Raw genomic sequence first — 20,509 nt, 5'->3', positions numbered from 1 at the left:
CATCGCATTCCAAATCACTGTTTCTTTCGTTTTGTTACGAAAGCAGCCAATTGAATTCGTTGGATAATTTTAAATAAGACAATGGTTATAAAATAAGAAAATCCGGAGCCTTTCGGCCCCGGATTTCTCCAATATGGTTAGCAACCTATTAAAGGGCTGCCTGTTGCGGGTCAGTTCGACTGGCGGCGCAGGAAGGCCGGAATCTCGAGCTGATCGTCCTCATGGCTTGCCATGCGTGCCTGCGGAGCCTGGCGGCCGTGATCGTCGAGATTGCCACGGCGCGGAGCATAGAGGCTTGCTTCCGGCGACGGCGCACGACGCTGCTGCGGAGCGGCGTTGCTCGTTGGAGCCATCATGTCGTCGAAAGCCGGATCTTCTTCGCGGCGGCCGAGCGAATTGGTGATTCGCTTCAGAAGACCCATGGGGCCACGCTCTTCGGTCGCCTGGGCGGCTGCCGGCTGGGCGCGGTGTTCCATCTCGGCCTTAACGACCGGTGGGAAATCCTCGACCTTCGGCATGCGGACCTGCTCGGGAGCCTGACGGATGACCGGCTGCTGATGCATGACCGGCGCCTGCTGCTGAGGCTGAACCGGAGCCTGACGGACCGGCTGGGCTTCCGGGGCTGCTGCGAAGATGCGGCTCTGCGGACGGAAGTTATCTTCCGGCGCAGCGGCCTGCTGCATAACCGGCTGCTGCGGCACCTGAGTCTGCCGGCTCATCTGGAATTCCAGTTCGCGCTCCAGATCGGCCTCTGCTGCACGAATGGTCTGGGCGACCGGATCCACGGTACGAGGAGCCGGAGCGGCAGCCTGTGCGGTTTGGGCCTGCGAGACGTGGGCAGGCTGAACTGCGGCCGCTGCCGGAGCGGCGGCCGCGGAAGGACGCATAGCAGGCTTTGCGGCGGGGCGGAATTCCATGCCTCTGTCGGAAGCCTCGTTCATCGCGCGGTCGATGCCCGTTGCGACGACGGAAACGCGAATGATGCCCTCAAGCGATTCGTCGAAGGTGGCGCCGAGGATGATATTGGCGTCAGGATCGACTTCTTCGCGGATGCGGGTTGCAGCTTCGTCGACTTCGAACAGGGTCAGGTCACGGCCGCCGGTGATCGAGATCAGCAAGCCCTGTGCACCCTTCATCGAGGTTTCGTCGAGCAGCGGGTTGGCAATGGCAGCTTCAGCAGCCTGCATTGCACGGCCCTGGCCGGAAGCCTCGCCGGTACCCATCATCGCGCGGCCCATTTCGCGCATGACCGAACGGACGTCGGCGAAGTCGAGGTTGATGAGACCTTCCTTCACCATCAAGTCGGTGATGCAGGCAACGCCCGAATAGAGAACCTGGTCGGCCATCGAGAACGCGTCAGCGAAAGTCGTCTTGTCGTTGGCGATGCGGAACAGATTCTGGTTCGGAATGACGATCAGGGTGTCGACCGACTTCTGCAGTTCCTGAATGCCCATCTCTGCGAGACGCATACGGCGGCCGCCTTCGAAGTGGAACGGCTTGGTAACGACGCCAACGGTCAGGATGCCCTTGTTGCGAGCGGCCTGTGCGACGACCGGAGCGGCACCCGTACCCGTACCACCACCCATACCGGCGGTGACGAAGCACATATGTGTACCGTTCAGATGATCGATGATTTCATCGATGCACTCTTCGGCAGCTGCACGGCCAACTTCCGGCTGCGAGCCGGCGCCGAGACCTTCCGTGACGTTGACGCCGAGCTGGATGATCCGCTCTGCCTTCGTCATGGTCAGCGCCTGGGCATCCGTGTTGGCGACGACGAAATCGACGCCCTGCAGGCCTGCCGTGATCATGTTGTTGACGGCATTGCCGCCACCGCCACCAACACCGAACACGGTGATTCGCGGCTTAAGCTCGGTGATATCTGGCTTATGCAGCTTGATAGTCATTGTACCCGTTCCTTCTCTTTATGGCCGCATCGCCACGCCGGCCAATTCACTCGATTTCACTTGCCTGACGCTTGCCCCGGACTGATTTCCGGGATCAGGCACTCAAAAACTCTCTTTCAGCCATTGGCCAACGCGGCCGATCCGGCTGTTGTTACCTCCAAACGACGAGAGCAGACCGCTGCTCGGCGCATGTGTTTCCATGTCTGCGACCTGCGGATAGATCATCAGTCCCACAGCGGTCGAAAAAGCCGGCCCCTTGGCTGCCGTCGGCAAACCAGACACGCCCATCGGACGACCGATGCGGACATTGCGGGCAAGTACCCGGCGCGCCACATCGGGCAGACCGGTCAGCTGGCTGGCACCGCCGGTCAGGACGACGCGCTTGCCGACGATCGGGCTGAAGCCCGAACGCTGGATGCGATCGCGAATGAGCTCGAGAGTTTCCTCGATGCGAGCCTTGACGATGCGCGACACGAGCGCCTTCGGCACCTGTGTCGGCTGGTCACGCTCGTCTTCGCCGATCGGCGGGATGGAAATCAGTTCGCGCTCTTCCGAAGAATTCGCGAGAGCGGAAGCATGAACGACCTTCAGCCGCTCCGCATCCTCGATGCGGGTGGAAAGGCCGCGTGCAAGATCGGTGGTGACATGATGCCCGCCGAGGCTGACGGCGTCGGTGTGCACCAGCTTGCCCTCGGCAAAGACCGAAATCGTCGTCGTGCCGCCGCCCATGTCGATCGCAGCGCAGCCAAGCTCGACTTCATCGTCAACGAGGGCTGCAAGACCGCTGGCATAAGGTGTCGCCACCATGCCTTCGACCGAGAGATGCGCACGGTTGATGCAGAGCTCGAGGTTGCGAAGCGCCGACCGCTCGGCCGTCACCACATGCATGTCGACACCAAGAGCGTCGCCGAACATGGCCAGCGGATCGCGAATGCCGCGCTCGCCATCAAGGGAGTAGCCCGTCGCCAGCGAGTGCAGCACGGCACGCTCCTGACGGATCGACTGCTGGCAGGCTGCGGCCAGAACCTTCTTGAGATCGTTGGCCTCGACTTCCTGACCACCGAGATCGATGGTCGCGGTGTAAATATCGCTGCCGAGACGACCGGCCGAAACGTTGACGATTAGGCTGTCGACGGTCAGGCCCGCCATACGCTCGGCGGCATCGACCGCAAGCCGGACAACCCCTTCCAGCGCGTCGAGATCGGCGATCACGCCAGTCTTGATGCCGCGGGAACGCTGATGACCGATACCGATGATCTCGATGTTGTGGGTGCGGTTCGGGAGAACTTGGCTCTCCTCGCGCGGCGTCAGACGACCGATCATGCAGACGACCTTCGTCGAGCCGATGTCAAGGACCGACACGATATGCGACCGCTTCGAAGACAAAGGCTTCAACCGAGGCAGGCCGAAATGGGACGAACCAAATAAGCTCATGTATCCTGACCTGCTTTCTTCAAAGCCTTGTTTCTTGCATCGACTGCGGCCTGGCGACGAATTGCGGCATCCGGAGTTAACTCAATGGCGGTACGATCATCGATACGGAGATCGACGGCAGCGATATCGCGCTGCAAAAGATTTTGCTCCTTGTCGAGCTTGGTCAGCCGCGCGAGCGCATCATCGATATTGTCTTCCGGCAATTTGATGATCACGCCGTTGTCCAGATAGAGATCCCAGCGACGACCGGCGACACGCACGAAAGCCTTCACATGGCTGCGAACATCGGGCCACTTGGCAAACTGGTCGTCGATGGAGGCGGCTGCGGTTTCGGCATCACGACCGACGAAGAGCGGTAGCTTTGCAAACTTGTTGTCGCGCAGCGGTGCAATCACGCTGCCGTCCTTCTGGATTAGAGAAAGCTCGGAACCGTGCTGCCAGATCGCATAGGCCTTACGCTCCTTGAGCTTCACCTCGACAGTCCGCGGATAGACCTTACGAACCTCGACATTCTGAACCCAGGGCAAGTTGGCAATCTTCTGGCGGGCGGCATCGGCATTAAGGGCAACGAGCGACGTCGTACCGTCGAGGCCGAGCAGCTGCAGGATCTCGATTTCCGAGGTCTCGTCATTGCCGGAGACCTTTACATCCTCGATCGCAAAACCAGCGGCAGAAGTCGTCGCTTCCGCGACCGCCTGGGTATGACCGCCAACCGACATGCCATAAAGGCCGGTCGCAGCAAGAAGAACGAGGGTCGAAACAGTACCCGTATGAGCCGGAATATTGATGCGACCCGAACCGAGGCTGACCAGGAAACGAACAGTGCGGCGCAGCGGACGCGGCAGAACGAATGTGTCCTCAACCTCGTCGATGGCGAGCGGGACGCGATGACGGGACCGCCTCATATTTTTGACCGTCAGCGCAAACAAGACGCGTCCTCCACCATCCACCGGAGAAATTCACCAAAAGAGTAGCCGGCATGAGCGGCCATTTCAGGCACCAGGGAGGTAGGAGTCATGCCCGGCTGGGTATTGATCTCCAACCAGACAAGTTCGCCCTCTTCGGAAAAGCGATCGTCAAAACGGAAGTCAGATCGACTAACACCGCGGCAGCCGATAGCTTCATGCGCCCTTAACGATAATGTTTGTATCTTTTGGTAAAGATTCGGTGAAATTTCCGCCGGCAAGACATGTTTTGAACCACCCTTGGCGTACTTGGCGTCATAATCATAGAAGCTGTGACCGAGCGGCACGATCTCAGTCACGCCGAGGACTTTGCCGTTCATGACGCCACAGGTCAGCTCGCGCCCGTAGATATAACGCTCGACCAGAACCTCATCACCATAGCGCCATTCGGCAGAGGTAACGATCTGCGGCGGATGCGCCTGATCTTCCTTGACGATCACGACACCGAAGCTCGAGCCCTCGCGTACCGGCTTGACGACATAGGGCGGTTTCATCGGATGCTCGCCAACAATGGCGAAACGATCCATCACGATCGAGCTGGCAACCGGGATACCCGCGGCAGCAGCGACCGTCTTCGCGCGGGACTTATCCATCGCAAGAGCCGAAGCAAGCACGCCGGAATGCGTATAGGGAATTTGCAGATATTCCAGAATGCCCTGGATTGTGCCGTCTTCGCCGAATGGACCATGCAGCGCATTGAAGACGACATCGGGCTTCAATTCAGCCAAGCGGCTGGCGACGTCATGATCGACATCAACACGGGTAACCCGGAAGCCTTCTGCTTCGAGGGCATCGGCGCATGCCTTTCCCGAAGAAAGGCTGACGGGCCTCTCCGAGGAAAATCCGCCCAAAAGGACAGCCACATGCTTGCCACCCATCAATACCCCCGACTTCACGGTCTCTACTTTGTGTTTGCAGGGCCTCGCCTAACCGCGATTCTCGCCCCGCTTTCAATAGGCCGATTAGAACGACATTAAGGTTAATGAAGCGTTTACTTTCGTTAACTTTCCGCCGACCTGGCGAGGGCCGCATGCTTCGAATCAAACCGACTTAAAGAATTCTGCCATTGGAATCATGGAGTTGCTACTTTTGAAATCACTACATTTAGATTTTTTTAAACAATAAGCCCCGCATCGAGCGCTCGATGCGGGGCCGCAGGCATTAAATTGAGGCCGAAATCACTCGCTGTCGTCGACCAGTTTCCAGACGAGTCCGCCCAACGCTCCGCCGACGATGGGCGCGACCCAGAACAGCCAAAGCTGCTGCAGAGCCCAGCCGCCGACGAAGAGAGCCTGCCCTGTCGAACGAGCCGGATTGACCGACGTGTTGGTGATCGGGATCGAGATCAGATGGATCAGCGTCAGCGCCAAGCCAATGGCGATCGGCGCGAAGCCGGCCGGCACCTTGCTGCTCGTCGAGCCCAGAATCACGACCAGGAAGAACAGCGTCAGCACGATCTCGGCCACCAGTGCCGACACCATGGAATAGCCGCCGGGAGAATGTTCCCCATAACCGTTCGCCGCAAAGCCACCGAGCTGGAAATCAGCCTTGCCGCTTGCGATCAGATAGAGCACGGCCGCGGCGACAACGGCGCCGATGACCTGTGCGATAATATAGGGAATGAGCTGCCCGCCGGGAAAGCGGCCAGCCACCGTCAGGCCGACCGAGACGGCCGGATTGAAGTGCCCTCCTGATATGCCGCCGACGGCAAAAGCCATAGTCAGCACAGTCAGACCGAACGCAAAAGCAACGCCTAGAAAACCGATACCGAGGCTCGGAAAGGCTGCTGCGAAGATCGCACTGCCGCAGCCGCCGAATACGAGCCAAAACGTCCCAAGAAACTCAGCGATGAGTTTTTTCTGCATGAAACCTTTCTCCTCAGCCCGCAATCCAAGCGAGAATCGGCCATTGGTGAAAAAGATTCCGGTAAGGACTCGCCGGAGCACGCCTCTCCAACAACAAACACCCGCCTGATTGCTCACGAATCAACAATTACGGCAAAATAATAGCACGCAACCGCTGATTTCTTGCGCAGTTAACGTTTGCGTTGAACAAAAATTACGCTAAGGACAATTTTTATCCGCTAAGCGCGCCTTAGCATCCTCTGAATTGGTGGGAACATGACTGACGCGATATCTCCTTTATCGCCGACCCCCTCGTCATCGAACAATGCTGTTGCGAATTCCCCGGCACGTGTTCTGATCGCGAGCCTCATCGGCACAACGATCGAATTTTTCGATTTCTATGTTTATGCAACGGCGGCGGTTATCGTCTTCCCGAAGCTGTTCTTCCCGGCAAGCGATCCGACTTCGGCAACTCTGCAGTCCTTCGCGACCTTCTCCATTGCCTTCTTCGCGCGCCCGATCGGCGCGATGATCTTCGGCCATTTCGGTGACCGGATCGGCCGTAAGGCGACGCTTGTGGCGGCCCTGATGACCATGGGTCTCTCGACGGTGGTGATCGGCATGCTGCCGACCTATGAGTCGATCGGCGTTCTCGCACCGATTCTGCTGGCACTTTGCCGTCTCGGCCAGGGTCTTGGCCTCGGCGGGGAATGGGGCGGCGCTGTCTTGCTTGCGACGGAAAATGCACCGGAAGGCAAGCGCAGCTGGTATGCCATGTTCCCGCAGCTCGGCGCACCGATCGGCTTCATCCTTTCGGCGGGTCTGTTCCTGATTCTGCGCGAGAGCATGGCGGATGCGGATTTCCTCAACTACGGCTGGCGCGTTCCGTTCCTGATCAGCATCGTGCTGGTCGCCGTCGGTCTGTATGTCCGCCTGAAGATCACCGAAACCCCGGAATTCCAGCGGGCCATCGAGAAGGAAGAACGCGTTTCCGTTCCGATCGCCGTCATCTTCCGCTCGCATTTCCGCAGCCTGATCCTCGGCACCATTATCGCGGTCGCGACCTTCGTGCTGTTCTATCTGATGACGGCATTCACACTGAGCTGGGGCACTCGCCCCCCGGGCAACGGGCCGCTTCCGGCCGGCCTCGGCTACTCCCAGGGCCAGTTCCTCGTCGTTCAGCTCGTCGGCGTCGTCTTCTTCGGCCTGATGATCCCGGTCTCCGGCCTCTTGTCCGACCGCTATTCGCGCCGTCTGGTTCTTATCCTGACGACGATCGGCATCCTGATCTTCGGCCTGTTCTACTCGTCGCTGCTGACGGCTGGCCTTGCCGGTGCCTTCGCCTGCTCGATCATCGGTCTTGCCCTGATGGGCTTTACCTATGGCCCGATCGGCGCGGCTCTGGCCGCCCCCTTCCCGACCAGCGTGCGCTATACCGGGGCGTCCATGACGTTCAATCTCGGCGGCATCGTCGGCGCGTCCCTGGCACCCTACATCGCCACATCGCTCGCGACCAATTACGGTCTGGTCTATGTCGGCTATTACCTCGCCGGCGCAGCAGTGCTCTCGCTGATCGGCATCCTGCTCTCGGGCAACGACGAAGTCTGAGAAAACAAGCATAAGCAATTGAAAAGGCCGGGTGAAAACCCGGCCTTTTTGTTGAATCATTTTATGAAGATGACACCGATTGCAGTCGGGACCTACTCCGTGGTCACACCCTGGAACGGGCGGACTTCACGGCCCGGCATGAAGTTTCCGAGGCGCTTGATTTCCCACTCCAGCTTGATGCCGGACTTTTCGAAAACCTCGCGACGGACCTGCTCGCCGAGATATTCCAGATCGTAGCCCGTCGCCTGCTCCATGTTGATCATGAAGTTGCAATGCAGCGATGACATCTGCGCGCCACCGATAACCAGACCGCGGCAACCCGCCTCGTCGATCAGCTTCCAGGCGGAGAAACCATCCGGGTTCTTGAAGGTTGAGCCACCCGTCTTCTCGCGTACCGGCTGCACCGTTTCGCGATGAGCGCGCACGGCATCCATCTCGGTGCGGATCTTGGCGCGATCCTCCGGATATCCCTCGAAAAGGACATGCGTGAAGATCAGATCTTCAGACGCATCGGAATGGCGGTAGCTGTATCCCATTTCGGCATTGGTCAGCACGTGCTTGTCGCCCTTGCGGTCGACGGCATGCACCTCAATGACGCGCTCACGGGTTTCGGCACCATTGGCGCCTGCATTCATCCGCGCGGCACCACCGATGCTCCCGGGAATGCCGTAATAGAAATGGAAACCGCCGATGCTATTGTCCATTGCCATGGCTGCGACATGCTTGTCCGGGCAGATCGCGCCGGCCAGGATGCGGTTTTCACCGGCAAGCTCGACAGAACCGAAACCCTTGGCCGAAAGCCTGAGGACAACGCCCGGAATGCCGCCATCCCGCACCAATATGTTCGAACCCACGCCGACGACCGTCAGCGGCACCTCTTCCGGCAGGATCTTCAGGAACGTGATGAGATCGTCCGTATCGTGCGGCTGGAACATCAGTTCCGCCAGCCCGCCGGCGCGGAACCACGTCACACGATCCATCGGGGCATCCGGCGTCAGCCGTCCCCTGATGTCCTTTACACCGTCGCCGAGCGACGCCAGAAGCTTTTCCCCATCTACTTGTTTCATGCGGACTTACCCGAGAGGCCTTCCAATTCCTTTGGCAATGATGCTGCCCAATATGTGATGCTACCAGCCCCCAACAGAACCACAAAATCACCAGGTCGCGCAATCTCTGCAACCATGGCGGCAAGATCTTCCTGTGAAGGCAGATAGCGTGCATCGCGATGACCGCCTGCCTTGATGCGCGAAACCAGCGTCTGCGAATCAACGCCCTCGATCGGATCTTCCCCGGCGGCATAGACGGGCGCCAGGAAGATACTGTCGGCATCGTTGAAGCAAGCCGCGAATTCCTCGAAGAGGCTCGAAAGGCGCGTGTAGCGATGTGGTTGATGAACGGCGATGATGCGGCCCTTGCAGGCTTCGCGTGCTGCCTTCAGCACCGCCTTGATTTCGACGGGATGATGGCCGTAGTCGTCGAAGACTTTGACCCCGTTCCATTCGCCGGTCAGCGTGAAGCGGCGCTTGACGCCGCCGAAGGATGCAAGGCCCTTGGCGATCGCCTCATTGGAAATCCCCAGCCGGTTGGCAACCGCAACGGCGGCGGTCGCATTGGAAATATTGTGGCGGCCCGGCATTGGCATGATGAGATCCTTGATCTGGATCACCTTGCCGGTGCGGCGTCTGCGGATTTCGATATCGAACAGCGAACGCGTGCCATCGATCCGCACATTCGAGAAACGCACGTCGGCCTGCGGGTTCTCGCCATAGGTGATGACCTTGCGGTCCTCGATGCGGCTAACCAGTGACTGCACTTCCGGATGGTCGATGCACATGACGCCGAAGCCGTAGAACGGCACATTCTCCACGAACTGCCGGAAAGCGGCGCGCACGGCATCGAAATTGCCGTAATGATCGAGATGTTCCGGATCGATATTGGTGACGACGGCAACATCCGCCGGCAGTTTCAGGAAGGTGCCATCCGACTCGTCTGCCTCGACCACCATCCACTCGCCTTCACCCATGCGCGCATTGGTGCCATAGGCATTGATGATACCGCCATTGATGACCGTGGGATCAAGGCCGCCGGCTTCTAGCAGCGTCGCGACGAGCGAGGTCGTCGTCGTCTTGCCATGCGTACCGCCGATGGCAATCGCATTGCGGAAGCGCATCAATTCGGCAAGCATTTCGGCACGGCGCACGACCGGCAGCAGCTTTTCACGCGCCGCGACCAGCTCCGGATTGCTCTTCTTGATGGCGGTGGAGACAACGACGACTTCGGCATCGCCGAGGTTTTCAGCCTTGTGACCGATATGGACCGGAATACCCTTGTCGCGCAGCCGCTGCACATTGGCACTTTCCGATTGATCGGAACCCTGCACGCGATGGCCGAGGTTATGCAGAACCTCGGCAATGCCGCTCATCCCGATGCCACCGATACCGATAAAATGCACAAGGCCGATTGCCTTCGGCAGCTTCATGCGCCTGCCCCCTTGAATTGCTGAATTGAACGTCCCGCGGCAATAGCCTCAACCATGTCGGCAAGCAAGTTTGCCGCATCCGGTTTGCCCGCCTGCTTGGCTGATGCAGCCATCTTTGCGAGCTTTTCCGGCATGGTCATGGCGCCGCGCAGAATGGTGGAAAGTTTCTCCGGCGTCAGTTCCGACTGCACGATGACCTTGACGCCGCCGGTTGCCGCCAGTGCAGCCGCATTGGCCGCCTGATCGTGATCGAGCGCATGCGGATAGGGAACCAGGATCGCGGGGCGCCCAATAACCGCAAGCTCGGAGACCGTGGAGGCGCCGGAGCGGCAGAGAACCAGATGCGCAGCGCCGATGCGCTCCGCCATATCGTTGAAGAACGGCGCGACATCGGCGCCCATGTCAAGCTTTCTCGTGCAGCTGTTGACCGTCTCCATATCCTCAGGACGCACCTGCTGCGTGATCCGCAGCCGCTTTCGCAGCGGTTCCTCAAGCAGGCTGATCGCCGTAGGAACGGCCTTGGAGAAATATTGCGCCCCCTGGCTGCCGCCGAAGACGACAAGATTGAACGGATCTTCCGGACCAGATGGCACATAAGGGCGTTTTGCCGCTTCGATGACGGCCGGGCGCACGGGATTGCCCGTGGTCACCGTCTTCTCGGCAAACGCGCCGTTTTCGGTGAGGAAACCGCCGGCAATAGCGCGAACGCGCGTCGCCAGCATCTTGTTGGCGCGGCCCATGACCGCGTTCTGCTCGTGCAGCATGGACGGCACGCCCATGCGCGTCGCGGCCAGAAGCGGCGGAACCGTCGGATAGCCACCGAAGCCGACGACACAGACGGGCTTGATGCGCTGGATCAGCTTGCGCGCTGCACGCATGCCGGTCCATAGCGTCCAGAGGGCCTGCGCAACCTTTAACGGGTTCTTCGAGCCGATCGTTGCCGAGGGCACGACATGGATATCGTCTGCCGGAAATTTGCCGGCATAGCGTTCGGCACGGCTGTCGGTGACGAGGTGCACGGAATAGCCGCGCTCCTTCAGCTTGTAGGCCAGTGCTTCGGCCGGAAATACGTGACCGCCGGTACCGCCGGCGGCAAGAAGGACAATGCCTTTACTCATGATTTTCGCTCCCGCGAATACCCCACTACTCGGGGCATCTCCCTGATATAGGAAGCCGCCCCGACCGCGTCATCGGCGCGGGCCAAGCCCCCCTCATAGACCGGCGTTTCGGGAAAAGCGACCAGAGAATGAACAGCGGGCAGGAGATATGAGGAGCGGATGGCCGGTAGTCCCAAGACGATCACTCCGCCGGCAATCCGTGCGTCACGCGGAACATGGTCCGGTCCTGCGCACGCTTTTCCGGCCTGTGACGCGTCAGCGCCAGAATGAAGCCTGCCGTCACGCAGATCGCGGTCATCGACGAACCGCCGTAGGAAATCAGCGGCAGCGTCATGCCCTTGGCCGGCAGCAGCTGCAGGTTCACGCCGATGTTGATGATCGATTGGATGCCGATCTGCAGCACCAGACCGGCGACGGCAAAACGGTTGAAGTCGTTCTTCTCCTTGTAGGCATGCGACAGGCCGCGCAACACGAGGAAGGCGAAGATCAGCACGAGCACGATGCAGAAGATGGCACCGAACTCTTCGGCCGCCACCGAGAAGATGAAGTCGGTATGGGCGTCCGGAATGATACGCTTGACGATGCCCTCGCCAGGACCGACGCCGAACCAGTTGCCATGGACGATCGCTTCCTTGGCGGTGTCGACCTGGAACGTATCGCCCTCGCCCGTCAGAAACTTGTTCACGCGTTGCGCCACGTGATCGAAGACATAATAGGCCGTGACGAAACCGCCCGCGCCGAGGCCGCCGAGCACGATGATCCACAGCCAGGGCATGCCGGCCATGAAGAACATGCCGCCCCAGACGGCGGTCGTCAGGATCGTCTGGCCAAGGTCAGGCTGCGCGACGAGCAAAGCGACGACGATGCCAAAGAGGATGATGGCGAAGAGATTACCCGGAATTTCCGGCTGACGTGCATGTTCGGAAAACAGCCAGGCGCAGACGACGACGAAAGCCGGCTTCATGAATTCCGAAGGCTGGATCGACAAGGCCGCGATATTCACCCAGCGCCGCGAGCCCTTGACCTCGATGCCGAAGAAAAGCGCGAAAAGCATCATCGCCAGCGATACGATCAGCAGGATGACGGCGGTCCGTCGCACCTGTCGGGGCGTCATGAAGGAAATGCCGATCATCGCCGCGATCGCCGGTATGAGGAACAGGGCGTGGCGCTTGACGAAATGGAACGGCTCAAGCCCGATACGCTCCGCCACCGCCGGTGAAGCCGCGAAGGACAGCATGAAGCCGATGCCGATCAAGAGGATGAAAAGGGCGAGAAACACGCGGTCGATGGTCCAGAACCATTCGGCCAAGGCCCCACGTTCAACGCGGCTTACCATATCACTTGCCTCCAGTTGCTGAACCGATCAGCATGGTGACGCCGTCGATCGCCGCGACATGGCTGACGAAGGCGTCGCCTCTGACCTCGAAATTCTTGTACTGATCGAAGCTTGCGCAAGCCGGTGACAGCATCACCGCTGCGGACTCCCGTTCATCCCTGTCCGCGTCCGCGGCAGCATGTGCCACGGCGCGTTCCAGCGTGCCGGAAATCTCATAAGGAACCTGATCGCCAAGTGTTGCCGCAAAGGCGGGTGCCGCCTCACCGATCAGATAGGCCTTGGCGATACGCGGAAAGAGCGGCGCCAGACTGGTGATGCCACCCTCCTTCGGCAGACCGCCCGCGATCCAGTAGATATTTTCGTAGCTCGAAAGCGCGGGGGCTGCCGCATCCGCATTGGTCGCCTTGGAATCGTTGACGAAGACGATCCGGCCGCGCCTTCCCACCGGCTGCATGCGATGCTTGAGGCCGGGGAAGGATTTCAGTCCGGCCCGGATCTCCTCGGCAGAAATGCCGACGGCGAGGCAGGCGGCAATCGCCGCGGCTGCGTTCTGTGCGTTATGGCCGCCGCGCAAGGTCTGGATACCATCGAGATCGGTGATCTCGCTTGCCGCACCGTTCGATGCCTGCAGGATACGGCTGCCCTCGGCATAGAGGCCATCCGCTAGGGCATGCCGGCGCGAAATTCGCGTGACCTTGCCGCCGGCTCGCTCGATACGGTCGGCGATCAGGGAGGAATAGCTGTCATCGACGCCGACGACGGCGACATCGCTGCCCGCGACAAGCCGCTCCTTGATGTCAGCGTAATGTTGCATCGTGCCATGGCGATCGAGATGATCGGGCGTCAGGTTTAGCAGGATGCCGGCGGACGGGTTGAGCGTCGGCGCCAGATCGATCTGATAGGAGGAGCATTCGACGACGTAGAAACGTCCGGATTTCGGCGGATCGAGCGTCAGCACCGCCGTACCGATATTGCCGCCGAGCTGCGTGTCCCGCCCGCTCGATTGCAGGATATGGGCGATCAGCGCCGTCGTCGTCGATTTGCCATTCGTGCCGGTGATCGCGATGAAAGGGCAATCCGGGGCATGTGCCCGCCGCTCCCTGACGAAAAGCTCGACATCGCCGATAATCTCAACACTGGCGGCATGGGCAAGATCGACGGTCCAGTGCGGCTTCGGGTGCGTCAGTGGCACGCCGGGCGACAGCACGAAAACCGACAGGCTGTTCCAGTCGATCGTCCTGAGATCGGCAACCGCTATTCCCTCGGCAGCCGCCTTAGCCACGCTGTCCGGATTGTCGTCCCAGGCCGTGACATCGGCGCCGCCGGCAACGAGCGCGTGTGCCGTGGCAAAACCGGAGCCGCCAAGGCCGAAGAGAGCGACCTTCTTTCCGTTCAGCGTGGAGACCGGAATCATCGACGCCTCACCGCAGCTTCAGGGTGGAAAGGCCGATCATCGCGAGAATGACGGCGACGATCCAGAAACGCACGACGACCTGGCTCTCCGTCCAGCCCTTCTTTTCGAAGTGATGGTGGATCGGCGCCATCAGGAAGACGCGACGCTTCGTCATCTTGAAGAAGCCGACTTGAATGATGACGGAAAGCGCCTCAAGCACGAAGAGACCGCCGATGATCGCCATGACGATCTCGTGTTTGGTGGCGACGGCAACGGAGCCGATCATGCCGCCGAGAGCCAGCGAACCAGTATCGCCCATGAAGATTGCGGCTGGCGGCGCGTTGAACCAGAGGAAACCGAGGCCGGCGCCGATGACAGCACCAAGGACGACAGCCAGTTCGCCCGTTCCAGGCACGAAATTGATCGCGAGATAGTCGGCAAAGACGAAGTTGCCGGCGAGGTAGGCGATGATGCCGAAGGAGGCCGCGGCAATCATCACAGGCACGATCGCCAGCCCATCCAGGCCGTCCGTCAGGTTGACGGCGTTACCGGCGGCAACAATGACGAAAGCGCCAAAAAATACAAAGAACATGCCGAGATTCAGCAGCAAGTTCTTGAAGAAGGGGAAGGCGACCGACGAGCCGAAGGTGGAGCCGGCAGGACCGGAGGACAGCGCCGTCGTCATCATGAAATAGACGGCAATCGCGGCAATCACGAATTCGATGCCGAGTCGTGCGCGGCCGGAAAAGCCCTTGTCGCTCTGCTTCGTGACCTTGAGATAATCGTCGTAGAAGCCAATGGCACCGAAACCGAGCGTCACAAGCAAGGTGGCGACGACGTAGACATTGGCAAGATCAGCCCACAGCAGCGACGAGACTACGATACCCGCCAGGATCATCAGGCCGCCCATGGTCGGGGTGCCGGCCTTCTTGAAATGGGTCTGCGGACCATCAGCGCGGATCGGCTGCCCTTTGCCTTGACGCACGCGCAGGGAGGAGATGATTCGCGGCCCGAAGAGAAAAACGATCAACGCTGACGTGAACAGGGCACCGCCGGTACGGAACGTGATGTATCTGAACAGATTGAGGAATCTGAAGTGGGTACTGAAAAAATGAATATGGTCCGACAGTTCGGCAAGCCAGATCAGCATAAGAGCCCTTTCTAAAGCCCCTGATGGGTGTGGGGGCCCGTGTCGGAAAATGCGGGAAATTTGTCAAGCAAGCCCGCGACGATCTTTCCGAACCCCATTCCAAGCGACGATTTCACCATCAAGACATCGCCGGGGGCGACAGAATTGAGCGCGAATTCCGAGAGCTCCTCAGTCGTCTCGTGATATTCGACATGAACACTTTCCGGCAGCTCATCCCGCAAAGCCGCCATCTCCGGACCAGCCAGCCAGACATGCTCGATGCCAGCCGCAAGCAGCGGCCCGGCAAGGTTGGCATGCACGCGCTGGGCATAATCCCCCATTTCCAACATGTCGCCGAGCATAGCGATCCGCCTGCCCACCCGTCCGCCTGGTCCGGCATGCGGCGATGTCGTCGCCAGCAACGCGATGGCCGCGCGCATGGAGGCAGGATTGGCGTTGTAGCTTTCGTCGATCAGCGTGAAGTAGCCGTTGCCGATCGCGCGCTTGTGGCGTTGGCCCCTGCCCTTTTCCGGCTGCAGGTCGGCCAGCGCATCGACCGCTTGATCGAGATCGGCCTCCACGAGCATGACGGCGCCCAGCACGGCAAGCGCGTTTTCCGCGATATGACGACCAGGGGCGCCAAGCGCCACTTCCATGGTCTCGCCGCCGATCGTCAGCCAAAGCGTCGAATTCTCTTCCGAAGCATTGAATTCGGCGAGGCGCACATCGGCCTTCGCATGCTGGCCGAAGCTATGGATGTGCTCGATGCCGGCCGCCATGGCAGCCTTCTCCAGCATCTCGAACTGATCGTTGTCGTGATTGAGAATGGCATGACCGCCCGGCACGACACCGTCGAATATCTCCGCCTTTGCGGCAGCAATCTCGGTGATGCTGTTGAAATTGCCGAGATGGGCCGGCGCAATTGTGGTGATGATCGCGACATGCGGCTGCACCATCTTGACCAGCGGCCTAATCTCTTCGGGATGGTTCATACCGATCTCGAAAACGCCGAAATCGGTATCCTCAGGCATGCGAGCCAATGTCAGCGGCACGCCCCAATGATTGTTGAAGGAAGCAACGGAGGCATGCACCTTGCCCGAAGGCGTCAGCGCGCGGCGCAGCATCTCTTTAGTCGTCGTCTTGCCGACCGAACCGGTGACGGCGATAATCTTCGCCTGCGTGCGCTTGCGGGCGGCAACACCGAGCCGCGCAAGCGCCGCCAAGACGTCATCGACGACCACCTTCGGCACGGCCAGGCCGCCCATCGCAGGCAAGCGTGCCTCACTGATCACGATGAAAGCGGCGCCGTTCGCCATAGCGATATTGGCATAGTCATGACCATCGACGCGATCGCCCTTGATGGCGAAAAAGGCTTCGCCCGGCTTGATGGAACGACTGTCTATGGAAATGCCCGTAATGCCCTCAGGCAGCACTCCGAAAGAGCGGCCGGAGATTGCAGCGATCAGATCCTCAGTTGTCCATAGCCAGCTCAAGACTTCAAATCCTCCAATGCTTTGCGCAATTCGGCATGATCGGAGAACGGCAGCGTTACACTGCCGATCGTCTGACCTTCCTCATGCCCCTTGCCGGCAACGATCAGCGTGTCGCCGGATTTCAGTAGGCCGACAGCCTTGCGGATCGCTTCGGCGCGATCGCCGATCTCCGTCGCGCAAGCGGCAGCCGCCATGATCTCCGAGCGGATCGCCGCCGGATCCTCAGAGCGCGGGTTGTCGTCGGTGACAATGACGACATCGGCCAGACGGCAGGCGATCTCACCCATGATCGGACGCTTGCCGCGATCGCGGTCGCCGCCACAGCCGAAGAGGACGATGACCCGGCCCGTCGTAAACGGCCGCACCGAATTCAGGACGTTTTCCAGCGCATCCGGCTTGTGAGCATAGTCGACATAGGCGAGCGCGCCGTCATGCGTATGACCGACCAGCTCCAGGCGGCCGGACGCACCGACGAGCTTTTCGAGCGCTGCCATGGCAACCGGTGCGGCAACACCCGTCGAAATGGCGAGGCCGGCCGCGACCAGCGCATTGGCGATCTGGAAATCTCCGGCAAGCGGGATATGAACTTCGAAGATATCGTCGCCAACATGGACCTCGGCGATCTGCTTGTGGCGAAAATGCTCGACGCGCTTCAGCGTCAGGAAATCGCCCTTGCGCCCGACGGTGCGGACATCATGCCCAGCGTCTCTGGCGGCGGCAATCGCCTGCGCAGACCAGGCGTCATCGGCAAAGATAACAGCTGGCGAACCCTTCGGCAGCAAATCGCGGAACAGCCGCATCTTGGCCGCCATATAGTCCTCGACCGTCGGATGGTAATCCATGTGATCGCGGCCGAGATTGGTGAAGGCAGCAGCAGCAAGCTTCACGCCGTCGAGCCGGAACTGGTCGAGGCCGTGGCTGGATGCTTCCATCGCCGCATGGGTAACGCCCTCGTCCGCCAGTTCGGCCAGCAACTTGTGCAACGACACCGGATCGGGCGTCGTCAGCGCGCCATATTCGTTGCGGGTCGGTGAAACGACGCCCGTCGTGCCGATCATGGCGGCCGGATGGCCGGCATATGCCCAGATCTGGCGCGTGAAAGAAGCAACGGAGGTCTTGCCCGCAGTTCCCGTCACCGCCACCATGGTTTCCGGCTGGCGCCCGTAAAAACGGGAAGCGGCGACAGCGAGGAACCGGCGCGGCTCGTCAACCTGCAGCAGCGGCACATTACCGGCATCAGCCAAGTGACCCGCAACGATAACGGAAGCACCGCGCGAAACGGCATCGGCAATGAAACTTGCTCCATCCGCCTTCGTGCCGGCAACGGCAACAAAGGCCATGCCTGGCGCCACTTTACGGCTGTCGGCGGAGATCCCGCTTATCTCAAGATCGCCAAGCGCTCCGCCAATATGTGTGTTGAGTTCCGGAAACTCATTTCCGGCAATATCCCGCAAGTTCATCGAATGTACTTTTCGCCTTCTCGATCAGTCCGCCCCTCGCGAATCGACGTGTGTATTCTTTCACGCTTAATAAGACGCCAGCAAGGCCGAGTCATCTTTTCCAAAACTGGGCTGTACCCCGAGAATTGGCGCCGCGCGAGCGACGATGTCACGCGCGATCGGCAATGCCGTGAAGGCCGAAATCGTCCCACCGCCGCGCTCGCCGCTCTTCGGCTCATCGATGAACGTCATGACGATATATTGCGGATTGTCGATCGGAAACACGGCCATGAAGGTATTGAAGTTCAGCGTATTGGAATACCGGCCGTTGACCACCTTATCGGCCGTGCCGGTCTTGCTGCCGACATTGTAGCCGGGAACGCGGGCGTTGCGACCCGAGCCCCTGGTGCCGTTGAACTCGAGCAGGAAGCGCACGTCATCACTGGTACTCTTCTTGACGACCATCTTGGCGATGGCATCGGCCTGGTCGCGCGTGCGCGGCAGGAAGGTCGGTTCTATCAGCTTGCCGCCATTGACGAGCGCTGCTCCCGCAACGGCTGTCTGCAAGGGCGTCGTCGAGACGCCGTGGCCGAAAGAGATTGTTATAGAATTGATCTTCTTCCAGACCCGTGGCTGCGACGGCATCTTCACTTCGGGCAACTCGGTCTGCATCTTCGTGAGCAGGCCGATACGGGTAAGGAACTCCTTATGCCCCTCGATCCCGACAAGATCGGCGATCTTGGCCGTGCCGATGTTCGAGGAGTACTGGAAAATTTCGGGAACCGTCAAAACGCGCCGCTGACCGTGGAAATCCTTGATGGTAAAGCCACCGATGCGAATCGGATTGGTGGCATCGAAGGCATCACGCAACGTCACCTTGCCATCATCCAGCGCCATGGCCATAGTGAAGGTCTTGAAGGTCGACCCCATTTCGAACGTGCCATTCGTCATGCGATTGAGCCAGCCTTCCGTGGCGCCCTCGTTCGGATAGTTCGGATCGAAGTCCGGAGCCGAGGCCATACCGAGAACCTCGCCGGTGTGGACGTCGAGGACTGCGGCACCTGCGCCCTTGGCCTGGAAATTCTTGACGGCATTAACGACCGCATCGCGAACGATGCCTTGTACGCGCAGATCGATCGAAAGCTTCACCGGCTGCAGCGGCTGATCGTTGGTCATTCCCGCAGCAGCGAGGTCGGCGAGCCCCTGGTCGTCGATATATTTCTCCATGCCCGCAACGCCGCGATTGTCGATGTTGACATAGCCGAGAATATGGGGGGCAGTCGTACCGCCCGGATAAAAGCGGCGCTTCTCCGGACGAAAGCCGATGCCCGGAATGCCGAGCGCCAAAATCTGGTTCTGCTGCTTCGGCGTCAGCTGCCGACGGAGCCAGGCAAAGTGCGAGGATTTCGCCGAAAGCTTTTTGTAGGTGGATTTGGTATCGAGATCCGGCAGAACCTTGCGCAATTCCTCGACGGCTTCGTCCGCGTCGATGATCTTGTTCGGCTCGGCAAACAGCGAGACCGTGCGGATGTCGGTTGCCAGCAGGGCGCCATTACGGTCGACGATATCAGGACGCGAGGCCATCAGACGATCCGGAGGCAGAATGCTTGACGTCATCTCAGGCAATGTCATGGCGAATTGGACAAGCCGGCCGCCGATCACGCAATAGACGGCGACGAAGCTTGCGACCAAAAGGACGACGCGGCTCTTTGCCTGACTGGACTTGCGCTTGCGCGCACCCTCAAAGCTCGAACGAGAAAAGCCGTCGCTTGGGCGGTTATTGCCGTCAGTGGAGAAATGGGCCTTGCTCTTCAGGACCATGATGCGCGAAAGAAAAGACATCAGTCCCTCACCGATCCCGTTGCCATGTTGTCGACATCCGGCTTCTTGCGCTTGGCAAGAGCAGGCGGTTTCGGTCGCGGCGCCGGAGCGGCTGCGACATCGGCGATGGCCTTCCTGATCTGAGCATCCGTCGTATCGCCGTTGCTCGAGGCCACCGATGCGCCGCTCTTGGCACCGCCTGCCTTGCCGCTCTTCGGATCGTTGGAGGCCGTTACCGTCGGCGGCGGAAGCTGCGAGCGCAACATCGGCAATTCGCTCGGCTGAACGATCGCCGTCGAGAGCGTCGGCTGCAGCTGAAGTTCGCTGTTGTAGGTGTTGACGAGGCGTTCGAGCCGGTTCGGCTGAGAAACCAGTGCCCAGTCCGCCTTGAGGAGATCGATCGTATCCCTCTCTAGCTTGATTTCGGATTCGAGGCGGCGAACCTCTTCCAGCTTCAGCTCGGCACGATGCTTGATCGTATAGGTCACGCTGGCCATGGCCGTCATGACGCCGATCAGCACAATGTCAAAAGTCTTCAGCATT

At 60.1% G+C, this 20,509-nt stretch carries 16 protein-coding genes; 1 reads left to right on the top strand and 15 read right to left on the bottom strand.

Annotation, left to right across the window (positions count from 1 at the left end):
• Nucleotides 1–170 precede the first annotated feature (170 nt).
• The 5 genes from ftsZ to aqpZ form a co-directional block, all read right to left on the bottom strand.
• On the bottom strand, nt 171–1,907 hold the full coding sequence (gene ftsZ / locus GDN47_RS04330; RefSeq protein ID WP_152092650.1) for a cell division protein FtsZ: 1,737 nt from the start codon (nt 1,905–1,907) through the stop codon (nt 171–173).
• 102 nt (nt 1,908–2,009) lie between these two features.
• Nucleotides 2,010–3,341: a cell division protein FtsA gene (gene ftsA, locus GDN47_RS04325; protein WP_152092649.1), complete on the bottom strand. Its 1,332-nt coding sequence runs from the start codon at nt 3,339–3,341 to the stop codon at nt 2,010–2,012.
• Entirely contained in the window at nt 3,338–4,270 is a 933-nt protein-coding gene (locus tag GDN47_RS04320) for a cell division protein FtsQ/DivIB (protein ID WP_152092648.1), read from the bottom strand. The genes ftsA and GDN47_RS04320 overlap by 4 nt, the downstream gene beginning before the upstream one ends.
• Nucleotides 4,258–5,184 carry a D-alanine--D-alanine ligase gene (locus tag GDN47_RS04315; protein ID WP_113332912.1) on the bottom strand — a complete coding sequence of 309 codons (927 nt, stop codon included), beginning with the start codon at nt 5,182–5,184 and terminating at the stop codon, nt 4,258–4,260. The genes GDN47_RS04320 and GDN47_RS04315 overlap by 13 nt, the downstream gene beginning before the upstream one ends.
• 300 nt (nt 5,185–5,484) lie before the next feature.
• The gene (gene aqpZ / locus GDN47_RS04310) at nt 5,485–6,171 is read right to left on the bottom strand and encodes an aquaporin Z (protein WP_113332911.1); all 687 of its coding nucleotides are present in this window, start codon (nt 6,169–6,171) and stop codon (nt 5,485–5,487) included.
• 255 nt (nt 6,172–6,426) lie between these two features.
• Between aqpZ and GDN47_RS04305 the strand changes: the two genes are divergently transcribed.
• Complete coding sequence (locus tag GDN47_RS04305; protein ID WP_106998269.1) at nt 6,427–7,758, top strand: MFS transporter; 1,332 nt, start codon at nt 6,427–6,429, stop codon at nt 7,756–7,758.
• A gap of 92 nt (nt 7,759–7,850) precedes the next feature.
• Here GDN47_RS04305 and murB read toward each other — a convergent pair whose 3' ends face one another.
• The 10 genes from murB to ftsL all read right to left on the bottom strand — a co-directional run bounded on the left by murB (nt 7,851) and on the right by ftsL (nt 20,508).
• Nucleotides 7,851–8,825 (bottom strand): UDP-N-acetylmuramate dehydrogenase, encoded by a 975-nt coding sequence (gene murB / locus GDN47_RS04300; RefSeq protein ID WP_113332909.1) that lies wholly within the window; start codon nt 8,823–8,825, stop codon nt 7,851–7,853.
• A complete protein-coding gene (gene murC / locus GDN47_RS04295) occupies nt 8,822–10,237 on the bottom strand; it encodes a UDP-N-acetylmuramate--L-alanine ligase (protein ID WP_113351966.1) in 1,416 nt (471 codons plus the stop codon). Before murC ends, murB begins: the two co-directional genes overlap by 4 nt.
• The gene (gene murG / locus GDN47_RS04290) at nt 10,234–11,355 is read right to left on the bottom strand and encodes an undecaprenyldiphospho-muramoylpentapeptide beta-N-acetylglucosaminyltransferase (protein ID WP_113351965.1); all 1,122 of its coding nucleotides are present in this window, start codon (nt 11,353–11,355) and stop codon (nt 10,234–10,236) included. The genes murC and murG overlap by 4 nt, the downstream gene beginning before the upstream one ends.
• A gap of 181 nt (nt 11,356–11,536) precedes the next feature.
• Nucleotides 11,537–12,691 (bottom strand): putative lipid II flippase FtsW, encoded by a 1,155-nt coding sequence (gene ftsW / locus GDN47_RS04285; RefSeq protein WP_069612536.1) that lies wholly within the window; start codon nt 12,689–12,691, stop codon nt 11,537–11,539.
• 1 nt (nt 12,692) lies between these two features.
• On the bottom strand, nt 12,693–14,105 hold the full coding sequence (gene murD / locus GDN47_RS04280) for a UDP-N-acetylmuramoyl-L-alanine--D-glutamate ligase (RefSeq protein ID WP_113351964.1): 1,413 nt from the start codon (nt 14,103–14,105) through the stop codon (nt 12,693–12,695).
• 7 nt (nt 14,106–14,112) lie between these two features.
• Nucleotides 14,113–15,234 carry a phospho-N-acetylmuramoyl-pentapeptide-transferase gene (gene mraY, locus GDN47_RS04275; RefSeq protein WP_113351963.1) on the bottom strand — a complete coding sequence of 374 codons (1,122 nt, stop codon included), beginning with the start codon at nt 15,232–15,234 and terminating at the stop codon, nt 14,113–14,115.
• An 11-nt stretch (nt 15,235–15,245) separates the two neighbouring features.
• Nucleotides 15,246–16,706, bottom strand: a complete 1,461-nt coding sequence (locus GDN47_RS04270) for a UDP-N-acetylmuramoylalanyl-D-glutamyl-2,6-diaminopimelate--D-alanyl-D-alanine ligase (protein ID WP_113351962.1) — start codon at nt 16,704–16,706, stop codon at nt 15,246–15,248.
• Nucleotides 16,703–18,166 (bottom strand): UDP-N-acetylmuramoyl-L-alanyl-D-glutamate--2,6-diaminopimelate ligase, encoded by a 1,464-nt coding sequence (locus tag GDN47_RS04265; protein ID WP_113351961.1) that lies wholly within the window; start codon nt 18,164–18,166, stop codon nt 16,703–16,705. Before GDN47_RS04265 ends, GDN47_RS04270 begins: the two co-directional genes overlap by 4 nt.
• 66 nt (nt 18,167–18,232) lie before the next feature.
• The gene (locus GDN47_RS04260; protein WP_113351960.1) at nt 18,233–19,987 is read right to left on the bottom strand and encodes a peptidoglycan D,D-transpeptidase FtsI family protein; all 1,755 of its coding nucleotides are present in this window, start codon (nt 19,985–19,987) and stop codon (nt 18,233–18,235) included.
• Nucleotides 19,987–20,508 (bottom strand): cell division protein FtsL, encoded by a 522-nt coding sequence (gene ftsL / locus GDN47_RS04255; RefSeq protein WP_113332903.1) that lies wholly within the window; start codon nt 20,506–20,508, stop codon nt 19,987–19,989. Before ftsL ends, GDN47_RS04260 begins: the two co-directional genes overlap by 1 nt.
• Between the last annotated feature and the right edge of the window lies 1 nt (nt 20,509).

The organism is Martinezella dioscoreae (assembly GCF_009176305.1).
Lineage (GTDB): Bacteria > Pseudomonadota > Alphaproteobacteria > Rhizobiales > Rhizobiaceae > Rhizobium > Rhizobium dioscoreae.
Note: the sequence above shows the minus strand (reverse complement) of the source record. Positions and strands in the feature narration are given on the sequence as shown.